Source organism: Paenibacillus sp. J53TS2 (assembly GCF_018403305.1).
Taxonomy (GTDB): domain Bacteria; phylum Bacillota; class Bacilli; order Paenibacillales; family Paenibacillaceae; genus Fontibacillus; species Fontibacillus rhizolycopersici.
Map to the genome: position 1 here is coordinate 516,818 of NZ_BOSK01000001.1, position 12,073 is coordinate 528,890.

Here is a 12,073-nt window from a genome sequence, read left to right on the forward strand (position 1 = left end):
CATGCTCTCATTCCTTCCCGATCCCGCTACGGTATTCGCTCGGGGACATCCCGGTGGATTTCTTGAACTGCCGCGAGAAGTACAGCGCATCGTTAAAGCCAACAGAGGAAGCGATTTGATCGACGGTTAACGAGCCGGTAAGCAACTCCTTTGCTTTATCGATCCTCACCTTCGTCAAATACTGTTTGGGCGACAGTCCGGTCCGTGCCTTAAAGGCGTTAAATAAATGGGCTCGGTGATAACCGAGATTTCGGGACAACTCCTCGATGCCGATCTGCTGCGGGTATTGCAGTTGAAACCAGCGGATCGCCTGCTCCACCTGCCGGTCGATCATCGCCGGCTCCTTCGCGGCGGCACGGGGGAGGATGTCCCGATTCGCCAATCCGAAATGGTGAAGCAGAAGCGTCATCCAGCCCGTCGCCTCAAGGTTCTCCAAACGCGGGTGGTCAGATTGCCGGAACGAGGAGCGGAGACGGGCGTAAAGCTCCCGCAATTCCTCGGGTTCCCTGGAGCTTACGACGGGTTTATCTGGCGTGATGCCGACGTCCTTTAACTGCCGAAGGACGCCCGGTCCTTTTAACGCGACCCAGGCGTAATGCCACGGGTGCCGGGAATCCGCTTCATAAGTGAACAAGCCGTTCGGAAAAATCACGAAGGTGTCCCCCGGCCCGCAGGAATAAATGCGTCCGCCCCAGGTATATGTTCCTTTCCCCTCAAATACCGTGTGCAGCAAATAATGATCGTGCACGGACGGCCCGATACGGTGATTCGGATGGGGACGGCCTTGCCCGCTAAACAAGACGGTCACATCCCGTTCCCGGTCATCGGGGTTCATGTGGACTTCAAATAAGTCATGTTCGGGAATCATCACGGCCCCCTAGATAAGCGTTTTGGCCTGCTCTCCCTAGCGTAAAGGATAGCAGACCAAAATACAACATTCCTCCATACTTCCCTTCCATTCCTCCATACCTTTATTTCAGGGCGAGAGCTATATTGAGGAGGAAAGAGGAGGAGATAGGACATGTCCAAAATTACATTTATCGGGGCTGGCAGCACCGTATTCGCCAAGAATGTACTGGGCGATTGTATGCAAACCCCAGCCTTGCAAGGTTTCGAGCTCGCTTTATTCGATATCGATCTCCGGCGGTTGAAGGATTCGGAGAATATGCTGAACAACTTGAAGCTCAGCAGCGGCAGTACCTGCATCGTGAAAGCCTACACCGACCGGAAGGAAGCGCTGAAAGGGGCGAAATACGTCATCAACGCCATCCAGGTCGGCGGCTACGATCCTTGCACCATTACGGATTTTGAGATTCCGAAAAAGTATGGGCTGCGCCAGACAATCGCCGATACGGTGGGAATCGGCGGGATTTTCCGTAACCTGCGGACGATTCCGGTGATGCTGGACTTTGCGGCCGATATCCGCGAAATGTGCCCGGACGCCCTGTTCTTGAATTACACAAACCCCATGGCCGTGCTGACCAATGTCATGAATACGTATGGCCAGGTCCGTACTGTCGGGCTTTGCCATAGCGTGCAGGCTTGCATTCCCGGCTTGTTCGATAGCTTAGGGATGGACAAAACCGGAGTTCAAGCCAAAATCGCTGGCATTAACCATATGGCCTGGCTGCTGGAGGTGACCCGAGATGGAGTCGACCTCTACCCGGAAATTAAACGCCTCGCGGCCGAGAAGCAGCAGCAACCACATCATGATATGGTGCGCTTCGAAATGATGCTGAAATTCGGATATTACATCACGGAGTCGTCGGAGCATAATGCTGAATACCATCCTTATTTCATCAAGCGGAACTATCCTGAACTCATCGACCGTTTCCAAATTCCGCTGGACGAATACCCGCGCCGCTGCGTCGAGCAAATTTCCAACTGGGAGCGCATGCGGGAGGAGCTCGTTGGCAACCAGGAGCTCAAGCACGAACGCTCTCACGAGTATGCTTCGTATATCATGGAGGCCATCGAGACCGACGTTCCGTTCAAAATCGGCGGCAACGTGATGAATTCGGGACTGATTCCCAACCTCCCGGCGGAAGCCTGCGTGGAAGTCCCCTGCCTGGTGGATGCCAGCGGCGTAACTCCTACCTATGTTGGTAATCTGCCGCCGCAATGCGCCGCCTTAAACCGGACGAACATCAATACCCAGCTCTTGACGATTGAAGCGGCGATCACCGGTAAGAAAGAGCATATTTACCATGCAGCCATGCTTGACCCCCACACTTCGGCCGAGTTGTCTATCGACGACATGATCGCCATGTGTGATGACCTCATCGAAGCCCATGGGGATTGGCTGCCAGCCTATCGCTAAACGGAAATCTTCTGCTATTTGACCGATCCGATCATCCCGGCTACGAAATGCTTCTGCATGACGAAGAAGACGATGGCCGTCGGGAGCGTCGAAATGACGATGGCCAGCATAATCAATCCGTAATCCGGAGAATAGCTGGAGCCCAGCGTTGAAATCAGCAACGGTACGGTCTGCTTCTGCGGCGTTTGCAGCACGATCAGCGGCCACATGTAATTGTTCCAGCTGCTCATGAACGTGATAATCGCCGCCGCGGCATAGGTCGTTTTCATCGTAGGCACGTATACACGGAAGAACATCCCCAGCTCGGATAAGCCGTCGATCCGGCCTGCTTCAAGCAGCTCATTCGGGAACATCTTCGTGCTTTGCCGGAAGAAGAAGATCAGAAACGCCGTCGTCATGGTTGGGAGCACAACCGCGGCCAGCGTATCGATGCCAATCAAGGGAACCAGGTTGGTGATTCGACCGAACATGCGGTAAAGCGGCACCATCAAGGCTGCAAAGGGCAGCATCATCGATAACAATAGCACGTTAAATACGATGTCCTTCGCCTTGCTCCGGTAGATCTCGAAACCGTAACCGGCCAGCGAAGCGACCAGCATAGCAAGTAACGTCGTGGAGACGGAGACGGTCAGCGAATTTTTGAGCGCATTCAAAATATCAACGGAATCTAGCAAGCTGCGCAGGTTCTCCATAAAGTGGGAGCCTGGCAGCAGCTTGCCCCGGGTCACGTCTACCGATGGATTCGTTGAGCTGACGATCATCCATAGAAACGGAAAGATCGAAACAAACGCCGCTATGGCGAGGAACAGGTACATAGACAGTCGTTTCACCCTATGCATCACGATCACCTGCCACTTTAAATTGTACAATGGACAAGATGACAATCATCACCACGATGGAATAAGACACCGTTGCCGCATACCCGAAATTCGCTGCGTACTTGAAGGACAAATTATAAATGTATTGCGAGATCGTCGAGCTCGCGTTACCCGGACCCCCCTGCGTGATGTTCATAACTTCGTCGAATAGCTGCAACGTGCCAATCGTCGAGGTGATCGAAGTAAACAAAATAATCGGTTTCAAGAGCGGAATCGTGATTTGGAAAAACTGTTTGCTCGCCGACGCTCCGTCAATTTTGGCTGCTTCGTAAACCGAAGGATCGATGTTCTGGATGGCCGAAAGGTAAAAGATCATGTTGTACCCCGTCCATCTCCAGGTAATCGCAATAATGATCGTAATTTTGGCCCAAAACGGATCGGTAATCCACGGAATCGGTTCCGACACAAGGTGCAATTGCAGCAGCAGCATATTGACCAGACCGTCGCCCGCAAATAGGTATTTAAAAATAACGGAATAAGCGACAAGCGAAGTGATGCAGGGGAGGAAGATCGCCGTGCGGAAAAATCCCTTCCATTTCAAATTCCGGTCATTTAACATCACGGACAAGATTAACGCCAGCAGTACCATGATCGGAACCTGTACGATCAGGTATATGAACGTATTCTTGACCGCCGTCAGAAACATCGAGTCCGTAAACAATCGCTGATAATTGCCCAGCCCGTTAAAGGTCAAGTTCGAGCCCGTACCGGTTTGCAGCGACAGAAGCAGTGCCTGGATCATCGGATAGAAGTAAAACAGTGCGATCAGCACCACGGCTGCTGTCACAAACAACCAACCGACGGCGGAAGCCTTCCAGCGCAAAACAGAGCCAGTTGCTCTCATCATTGCAATTGAGATTCGGCTTGAGCCTGGGCGTCGCGGATGACGCTGTCCACGTCTTTGCCATTCAAGTAGTTCTGGATTTCAATGGCCATAATGTCATCGATTGCGTAAGTGTGCAAGCCGTAATTGACCTTAGGCACCTCTTCGGTCCATTTGGCGAAATCGGCATAAATCTTCTGACCGCCGAAGAACTCGTCGGCTTTATCGTAAGCCGCTCCGCTGGATGCGGCCTTCAGCGAGCCGATCGCGCCGATTTTCTCCAGCAGCAGGGAATATAACTCGCTATCGGAGCCAAATGTTTCCGCCAGGAAATTCGCAGCCGCGTCCTGACCGTCCATATTCATCACATACCAGGAGCTCCCCCCTAGATTCGAGGCGTTCACCGATGCTGCGCTATTCGCCAGCTTCGGCGTCGGCACGACCGCCCATTTACCGGATTGGGAAGCCTCCGCTTTAACAGACGGCGTAATCCAGTTGCCGGTTGGGACAGACGCAACATCTCCGTTGTTAAACGCCGCCAGGAATTGGCTCCAGTCCGAATTTAATTTCACGATATTGGCGTCGAACATCGCTTTATAGGTTTCGAGGGCTTCCTTGATCACCGGATTGTCCGCCAGATTTGGCGTTTTACCGTCTTCCTTCAAGTACCACGTTCCTGCCGACTGCGCCATCACGCGGATTAGCCCGATGTCATTGGGATCCTGAGTCAGCATGTCTTTGCCCGTAACTTCCTTGACTTTCTTGCCGATTTCGATGTACTTGTTCCAATCGATATTGGTTACATCCTCCACGGTATATCCCGCTTGCTCCAGGTAATCCGTCCGCACGTAAAGCGCCGTAGCCCCGGAATCGAACGGTACGCCGTATTGTTTACCGTTATAGCTCGTCGGTCCGATTTTGTACTCTGCGAAATCCTCCGGTTTGATGAGATCGGACATGTCGCGAAACGAATCGGGATAAGCCTGCAAGAAATTTTGGGCCCGATAATCCTCGATCAGCACGATGTTCGGCAGCCCTTTAGTCGTCCCTGAGTTCAGCCCGGTGTTCAGCTTCTGGACGATGTCGTCCTGCGCGTATTCTACGATGTTCACCTTGATGTCCGTGTGCTTCGCTTCATATCTTTCTTTGGCCAAATTTAATGCGGCGATATTAAAGTTCGGATCCCAGGCCCAAACGGTGATCTCCTGGGCGCCTTTCGAGCCGTCCCCGCCGTTCCCTGCAGTCGAACCCGCAGTGTCCCCCGTACTCTCCGAGTTGCCGGAATTGCCAGGAACAAGCGGACACCACCAGCGTCAGCACTAGACTGACCATCAATAGCATCAAGCTTTTTCTCATTTCGGTTCATCCCCCTGTTATCGTGATGGGCAGCGCCTCATTAAGAAAGCGCTTCCTTTTATCGCTTTTAGGATAGCATTGCGGCGGAACGGCCCGTTAGGAATATCTTTGTGCGGTTTGGTGATTTTCTTGTCCATGTCGAGTTTACCGCAAGACGACACTGGTCTTTTTTTTGGAAAATAGGAAAATCTTTAGACCGCATCCCCGGTTACCTCCGAATCCTCAATCAGTGGAAGTACGATGCGAATTTGCGTCCCTTCTCCCTTCACGCTGGTGATCCGGACGCCGTAGGACTCCCCGTGCAGCAGCTTAATCCGGTGATTCACATTTTGAATGCCAATCCCCGTTAATAGCTGGCTGCGGTTCTTCGGATGATCGGGAACCCAGTCGTTCGGGTCAAATTCCATACCGTCCCCGTTATCCGCCACTTCGCAAACAAGGGAATGATCCGTTTTCGAAATCAGGATGTAAATCGTTCCTTCGGTTTTAACGTTAAAAGCATGAAAAAAGGCGTTTTCGATAAAGGGCTGCAGAATCAGCTTGGGCAGCTCGCACCGGATACAGTCTGGAGATACGAAATAGCTCACCTTGATCCGGTCGCCGTAACGGACTTGATTGATAAATACGTAGTTTCTCAGGTTCTCGAGCTCCTGCTCAACCGTGATCGTTTCGTTGGCATTGCTGATCGTATTTTGCAGCAGGGAAATCAACGCGTTAATCGTCTCGGCCGCGGTTTCCTTGCTGCCCTTCTGGACCAACAGCTTGATCGAGGCTAAGGTGTTGTACAGGAAATGCGGATTGATCTGCCGCTGCAGTGCGGCGAGCTCAGCGTTCCGCTGTTCCTTCTGCGTTTCTAGCAGCTTGTGAACGTAATCGTTTAGCTCGTCCAGCATGTAGTTAAACGCTTTGCTCAGCTCTTTGACTTCATAGCTGCCGCTGACCGAGATGTAGTTGCGGAAATCCTTCTTCGTGATGGTCGACATCAGCCGGACCAGACGTGTCAGCGACAGCGTTAACCGGCGGGAAATCACGAACACAAGGAGCAGCGCAGCTCCAATAATGACCAGGCAGATCAACGCGACTTGGCGAATGTTGATGATCTGCCCGGCGGTGTACTGCCGATCGATCAGGTTCACGAGATACAATCGATAGGGCGGCAGGTCATTCGCCAGAATGATCGCTTCTTTGCCAAATGCCGTCCCCTTCAAGTAATCCAGCCGGTCGCGCTTCAACGTCTCGACATCCCGAAGCAACTCAGACGACTTGCTACCGATCAGCTCCGTGCGGTTGCTGGAGACGACAACGCCGGCCGGGTCAAGCACGAGCACATCGTTTCCGCTACTCGTAAAGTTGGCGAAGAACCGGCGAAATTCCGTTTCTCGAATCGCGATATACAGCATCCCATAACTGAGCCCGCCCGTACGATCCACCAACGCTTTGGAGGCGACGATAAATCGCTCCTTGCCTGCTTTACCGTCCCGCTCGTCATATTGATACAACACCCGTCGCGGCTCCGCAGCAGTATAACGGGTTAACGGATCGTCAGCAAGTTCCTGAGAAGACACCGGCCAGTAGTTCGAGTCGGTCGAGTAACTGCGCCCATTCACCCCGATGATGGTGACCGCCACATCGTAAGCCCCCAGATTGGACGCGATCTGCTCCATCTGCTCCGCCATGCGGTAATACACCTTCGACATCGCCACCGAATCCGTGTCCCCGCCGGTCAAATACGTCTTCACCGAGCCGCTTTGCGAGGCAAAGGTGACCGCGTTAACGACGGAATCGTTAAACGACTCCATCCCGGTATTGATCTGGTTCAGAACTTTCCCGTTGGTGATGCTGAACGTTTCGGCAAACAACCGCTCCGCCATGCGGATGGTGATTAGCGAGGTGAGAAGGCACACCGCGACGATGCTTACCGTCATGACGACAAAGAGCTTGGAGATGAGATGGCTGCTGCGAAACTTTTCGATTAAATTCATCCGTTATCCCCTCTTGGCGAGCTGCTGCCGGCGATATTCCCGCGGCGACAACCCCGTTTGCTTTTTGAACACTTTGGTGAAATAACTGGGATCCGAATAACCCACTTGGCTGCCGATCTCCGAAATGGGCAACACGTCGGTACGGAGTAGCTCCATCGCCTTGGCGATACGGATCCGATTTAAATATTCGCTAAACCCCTCATCGTTGTGAGTGGAGAAGTAGCTCGACAAATACGACGGATTAAAGTGAAAATGCCGGCTGAGTGAGCTTAAAGAAAGCGGCTCTCCATAGTGTTCATCGATATACTCAAGCAGCAGCTTCATGTTGCCGTCGCCGGGCAGCGGGACACGGGCCGATATCAGTGCTTCCGCTTCACTCAAGAAAGCGTGGAACGCCTGTAAAGCACCGGCTACGTCCTGCGCTTCATCAATGGCTTTAAAATAGGTGAACTTCGATGCTTCCAGCTCTTTCGCTTCGCGGTGGAGCTCCAAGGCTGCAATCGTCACGTGGAATACGGCGTTCCCCAAGAACGATTTGAACTCAAAGGGCGTTTGCCGATAACTCCCGGCCGCTTCGGCAGCGAGTCCTCGCAATCTCCCGAACGCTTCCTCCGCCTGCCCCTTCTTAATTCCAGACATCAATTCCTTCATGTCGAATGTAGGAAGCGCGGTAGCCGGGGGTAGCTCTTCTGTTTGCAGGACGGTCTTTCCAGGAAAATAAAACCGAAATCCCAACAGCTTCTGCCACTCTTCCCGGTACGCGTTCCCCAAATCGCGAAGCTCCGCAAATTCGCTGCCGATCACCCACGTCAAATCCGGCATCAGCGCTGCTTTGGCCAGCGCGTATCCGTACACAGCGTCAGTCACTTCAACTCTGTGCTGACCGGGAAAATTCAGCAACATTAGCAGTTGCCTGCCTTCGGAATAGATGCGCTGAATCCGCATCGAAACGGTCAGCTCGTACAATCGGCTCTCCAATCCTGCCGCAAGACCGGATAGATACCCGTCCGGTTCCCCCGCTATTTGGCTGGCATCCGTACCGGTCAGCAGAAACCGATCATACGGAAAAGCTTCGGACAGCCGTTGATCCCGTTGATCCCCCTCCTCCGATTCGTATCCGTCGATTAGACGCTCGAGCAGGCGTTCCAGTGGCAAGTCCCCGCGTTCGATTTCTCCGAGTGAAAACCCAGGAATTTTGCGAGCGGTTCTTTGCAATACCTGCAAGAGCTCCTCCGTCTCCAGCTTTGGCTTGAGGATATAGTCCGCGACACCGCTTTGGAACGTGGAACGCACATACTCGAATTCCCCAAAGCTGCTCAGCACGATCACCTCCACCTGCGGGTAGCGGGCTTTCAGCACGCGAGTCAATTCCTCCCCGTCCATCACCGGCATGACGATATCCGTAATGACGATATGAGGCGACAACGGTTCCATCATCTCCAGCGCTTCCTTGCCGTTTGCGGCCTCGCCGACAATGCGGAACCCATGCGTCTCCCAATCCAGATGGTGCTTGATCCCCTGACGCACCAACAGTTCATCATCAACAATCATTATCCGGCAGAGCTCGCTCATGTCTTTATCCCCCCAGGATCCAATCAAGTTCCGTTCGAAATGTTAGCGTATACACAAAAGAGCAAAACGGCGGTCTCCCGCCGCTTCGCATCACTGCAGATCCAATCGGTAATTCACCGCATACTCCGCTTCTTTAAACCCTTCCTGAAGATATAACGCTTTGGCCCGTTCATTTTCCGCGTTAACGCACAGGATGACCCGGCTATATCCGGTTTCCCAGCCAAACTCCATCGCCCGACGAAGCAGCAAGCGGCCGAGTCCCTTCCCTTGGTATTCAGGGAGCAGTGCGAGAGGCCCGATGTTCATGATCGGCGCATCCACGTATTCGTCGTCCGCGCAACGTACAATGCCAATCGGCCGATCCTCATGGACCAATAACAGCATACCGCCGTTCAGATAATCCGATTCTCCGGGATACTTCGCCACCATGTCCGGCGTAATTGGCGTTTGGCTGCCCTTCAGTTGAGAAAATCCAGCATTCCGCACGACGCACCAAGCTTCCTCGTCCTCCCCAGGGCGGAACGCACGGAAGTTATAGCCTTCCGGAAGGTCATACGGCGCGGGGTTCAGCGGTTCGTTCACCAGCAGGAAAGAATATCTTTCCACCTGGAAACCAAGCTGTGAAACGATCTCCATCAGTCCGGGATTAACCGACGGCACAAAGATGAACATCTTCGCCAAGCCCTCGCCATGCTTCACGATTTCAGCAAGCAAGCGATGGTAAACGGCCTCATCCCCGGTTTCGCTGTGCAAAATGCGAAAACGCGCCTGCTGTCCCTTTCGCTGGTAAGCATCGGCGATGATCGAAGCCGCGCCGATCAGTTCCCCCTTCTCATTGACGGCTATGTAAGTGGGATGCTCCTCATGAATTTGGAACTCAGCCAAATCCTCTTCATACAAGAAGGAGTCGTCCACCTCTTGGCGATGCTTGCGACAGTATGTCTTAAAGTCCTCCATCCGCTCCGGACTTAAGGGCAAAATTCGAATGTCCATGTTTGCTCCCCCTTTTAGATCAATAGAAATTAATGATGCGCTATGCTAGGATATCGTTAATTAGGATGGAGGTGGTGTGGATGAGCCTTTCCTTTACAGAGGCTTTACACCTTAACGCGCTGGATGAATTGAAACGCATACCGAAAAGCGATTTGCATAGTCATGCCGGGCGCGGCGGCAACATCTCCTACATTGAAGCCTGGTCCGGTGCTAAAATCGAGCCCCCCGGCCGGCCTTTCGACTCTCTCCTGGATATGCAAGCCTGGTTCGAGTCCAACATCAAAATCCATTGCCGCGGCCTCCAAGGATACTTAAAACGGATCGAAGCTTCCTTCGCACAGGCGCAGGCCGACCGAATCGAGGTATTGGCACTTAGTTTCGGCCTGGATGAAATCTCCGCCTTGGGCGGGATGAAGACGTTTATGGGGATCATAGAAGAATTGCACAGATGTTTGACTCCCGGCACGTCGTTTTTCCCTGAGCTGTCATTAGGCAGGGAAAGCCGGATCGAAGATATTTTAAAAGAGATTGATGAGGTATTGGCATATCGTTGGTTTGCTTCCATCGACATTTGCAATGATGAATTCGCCCAGCCGATCCGCCATTTCAAGCCGGTCTACCGGATTGCCAAGGTAGCGGGGCTAAGGCTTAGAGCGCATGTCGGGGAGTTCGGCTCACCGGACGATGTTCGAGAAGCTGTGGAGGAGTTGGAACTGGATGAGGTTCACCACGGCATTGCGGCGGCACGATCCGTCTCCGTAATGAATTGGCTGGCTGATCATCACATCCGGTTAAATGTCTGTCCAACGAGCAACATCCTGCTACGGGTAGCGGACAGCTACGCGAGACATCCCCTGCGCAAACTTTACGATTACGGGGTTCCCGTTACCATAAACACGGATGATCTGTTGATCTTCAACCAAAGCGTCTCACAAGAATACCTGAACTTGTATCAATCTGGGCTCATGACCGCGGAGGAACTCGATTTCATCAGGGTGACCGGGTTAAGTTATGTCGGCTCACTACATAAACATCATTAAGATCAACACAACCGCAAGAACACCAACGGCATACATCACGCCTAGACGTAGCCAATTCCGGCCAGTTTGTTGGGTGTAACGCGGATTTTCTTCCCGGTTGCTTTGCGATTGCCCGATTCTTATCGTCGCGATCAAAGCAAACGCCAAAATCAAAATGATGACTAGGATTAACCATGCCATACAATCACCTTCCTAAAGAAGTCGTTGTCCCTATTATAATCAGCCTGGGCCAATCGCGCACTATAGCATCTTCTTTCTTCGCTCTTAATATATTGGAATCAGGAAGGCGAAGGGGGATGGATCATGGAATTAAACCAGGCTCAAGTCCAGCGCGCGTTGTTCTTGGCGGCGGTTTGCGGCCAGACCTACGCGCAATTCACGAATTCGGACGGTACGTTTGTCCTCCCGCCGCCTTATTCACTGTATGAGACCCTCGAAGCAAAATCCCTGATCGGCCAGTGGGAACGCTTCGGGTTTATATGGCATTCGGCGGACGAGATCGTGATCGCCTTCCGGGGCACTAGCTCAACGTCCAACTGGATTGCCGATGCCATCGCCACGCAGCAGAAGTTCAAATGGGCCAAGGATGCCGGCGCCACGCACCGGGGATTCACCGGCATTTATGCATCGGCCCGCCGCCAAATTCACTCGGCGCTGCGCCGGCTACCGGAGGATAAGACGCTATATCTAACGGGCCATAGCCTCGGAGCCGCCCTGGCAACGTTGTGTGCCATGGACATCGCCGCTAACACGCCTCGCGTGCCCATCCTGTTTACGTTCGGATCTCCTCGTGTCGGGGATCCGAATTTTGTTAACGCATTTACCCAGTACGTCCCAAACAGTTATCGGATTCACAATGAATTCGACGCCGTGACGCATATCCCCCCTACGATTTTCAAGCTGCCAAAACTAGATAAAACCTACTATTACCGCCATGTCTCCGTTTCCTACCCGCTGTATTTCGCCGACACCTCGTTATCCTCCAATCATGTCATCGACAGCTATTTCGCAGAGTTGGCTAAGCTTGATTCGGCATACACCGATTATTTATCCTCCTTGAGCCCTTCGTTTTGCCCGAATCCGGGCTAACATCGTTGAGAACCGAAGAA

General features: G+C 52.8%; 10 protein-coding genes and 1 pseudogene. 3 read left to right on the forward strand and 8 right to left on the reverse strand.

The window, feature by feature from the left end; genetic code table 11:
* Positions 1–7: 7 nt before the first annotated feature.
* On the reverse strand, positions 8–868 hold the full coding sequence (locus KJS42_RS02445) for an AraC family transcriptional regulator (RefSeq protein WP_213621865.1): 861 nt from the start codon (positions 866–868) through the stop codon (positions 8–10).
* A 153-nt stretch (positions 869–1,021) separates the two neighbouring features.
* On the opposite strand from KJS42_RS02445, the gene melA reads away from it, so the two are divergent.
* Entirely contained in the window at positions 1,022–2,320 is a 1,299-nt protein-coding gene (gene melA, locus KJS42_RS02450; RefSeq protein ID WP_155605095.1) for an alpha-glucosidase/alpha-galactosidase, read from the forward strand.
* Positions 2,321–2,334: 14 nt separating this feature from the next.
* On the opposite strand, the gene KJS42_RS02455 is transcribed toward melA, so the two are convergent.
* The 6 genes and pseudogenes from KJS42_RS02455 to KJS42_RS23065 form a co-directional block, all read right to left on the reverse strand.
* Positions 2,335–3,159 carry a carbohydrate ABC transporter permease gene (locus tag KJS42_RS02455; protein ID WP_213622103.1) on the reverse strand — a complete coding sequence of 275 codons (825 nt, stop codon included), beginning with the start codon at positions 3,157–3,159 and terminating at the stop codon, positions 2,335–2,337.
* Positions 3,152–4,042, reverse strand: coding sequence for a carbohydrate ABC transporter permease (locus KJS42_RS02460; RefSeq protein WP_193415370.1), 891 nt, complete (start codon positions 4,040–4,042; stop codon positions 3,152–3,154). The genes KJS42_RS02455 and KJS42_RS02460 overlap by 8 nt, the downstream gene beginning before the upstream one ends.
* Positions 4,042–5,377, reverse strand: a pseudogene (locus tag KJS42_RS02465) (ABC transporter substrate-binding protein). Before KJS42_RS02465 ends, KJS42_RS02460 begins: the two are co-directional and overlap by 1 nt.
* Before the next feature lie 191 nt (positions 5,378–5,568).
* Positions 5,569–7,359, reverse strand: a complete 1,791-nt coding sequence (locus KJS42_RS02475; RefSeq protein WP_213621867.1) for a sensor histidine kinase — start codon at positions 7,357–7,359, stop codon at positions 5,569–5,571.
* Between the two features lie 3 nt (positions 7,360–7,362).
* Entirely contained in the window at positions 7,363–8,931 is a 1,569-nt protein-coding gene (locus tag KJS42_RS02480; RefSeq protein WP_213621868.1) for a response regulator transcription factor, read from the reverse strand.
* A 90-nt stretch (positions 8,932–9,021) separates the two neighbouring features.
* Positions 9,022–9,924, reverse strand: a complete 903-nt coding sequence (locus KJS42_RS23065) for a GNAT family N-acetyltransferase (RefSeq protein ID WP_244868358.1) — start codon at positions 9,922–9,924, stop codon at positions 9,022–9,024.
* An 80-nt stretch (positions 9,925–10,004) separates the two neighbouring features.
* Between KJS42_RS23065 and KJS42_RS02490 the strand changes: the two genes are divergently transcribed.
* Entirely contained in the window at positions 10,005–10,964 is a 960-nt protein-coding gene (locus tag KJS42_RS02490; protein ID WP_213621869.1) for an amidohydrolase family protein, read from the forward strand.
* Here KJS42_RS02490 and KJS42_RS02495 read toward each other — a convergent pair.
* The gene (locus tag KJS42_RS02495) at positions 10,947–11,144 is read right to left on the reverse strand and encodes a hypothetical protein (RefSeq protein WP_155605089.1); all 198 of its coding nucleotides are present in this window, start codon (positions 11,142–11,144) and stop codon (positions 10,947–10,949) included. The genes KJS42_RS02490 and KJS42_RS02495 overlap by 18 nt on opposite strands.
* A gap of 123 nt (positions 11,145–11,267) precedes the next feature.
* Between KJS42_RS02495 and KJS42_RS02500 the strand changes: the two genes are divergently transcribed.
* Complete coding sequence (locus KJS42_RS02500; protein ID WP_213621870.1) at positions 11,268–12,053, forward strand: lipase family protein; 786 nt, start codon at positions 11,268–11,270, stop codon at positions 12,051–12,053.
* The last annotated feature ends 20 nt before the right edge of the window (positions 12,054–12,073 follow it).

Excerpts from the sequence above, each read along its gene's own strand:
- KJS42_RS02445 (WP_213621865.1), bottom strand. The coding sequence starts at position 868 with ATGATTCCCGAACATGACTTATTTGAAGTCCACATGAACCCCGATGAC.
- melA (WP_155605095.1), top strand. The coding sequence starts at position 1,022 with ATGTCCAAAATTACATTTATCGGGGCTGGCAGCACCGTATTCGCCAAG.
- KJS42_RS02455 (WP_213622103.1), bottom strand. The coding sequence starts at position 3,159 with ATGCATAGGGTGAAACGACTGTCTATGTACCTGTTCCTCGCCATAGCG.
- KJS42_RS02460 (WP_193415370.1), bottom strand. The coding sequence starts at position 4,042 with ATGAGAGCAACTGGCTCTGTTTTGCGCTGGAAGGCTTCCGCCGTCGGT.
- KJS42_RS02475 (WP_213621867.1), bottom strand. The coding sequence starts at position 7,359 with ATGAATTTAATCGAAAAGTTTCGCAGCAGCCATCTCATCTCCAAGCTC.
- KJS42_RS02480 (WP_213621868.1), bottom strand. The coding sequence starts at position 8,931 with ATGAGCGAGCTCTGCCGGATAATGATTGTTGATGATGAACTGTTGGTG.
- KJS42_RS23065 (WP_244868358.1), bottom strand. The coding sequence starts at position 9,924 with ATGGACATTCGAATTTTGCCCTTAAGTCCGGAGCGGATGGAGGACTTT.
- KJS42_RS02490 (WP_213621869.1), top strand. The coding sequence starts at position 10,005 with ATGAGCCTTTCCTTTACAGAGGCTTTACACCTTAACGCGCTGGATGAA.
- KJS42_RS02495 (WP_155605089.1), bottom strand. The coding sequence starts at position 11,144 with ATGGCATGGTTAATCCTAGTCATCATTTTGATTTTGGCGTTTGCTTTG.
- KJS42_RS02500 (WP_213621870.1), top strand. The coding sequence starts at position 11,268 with ATGGAATTAAACCAGGCTCAAGTCCAGCGCGCGTTGTTCTTGGCGGCG.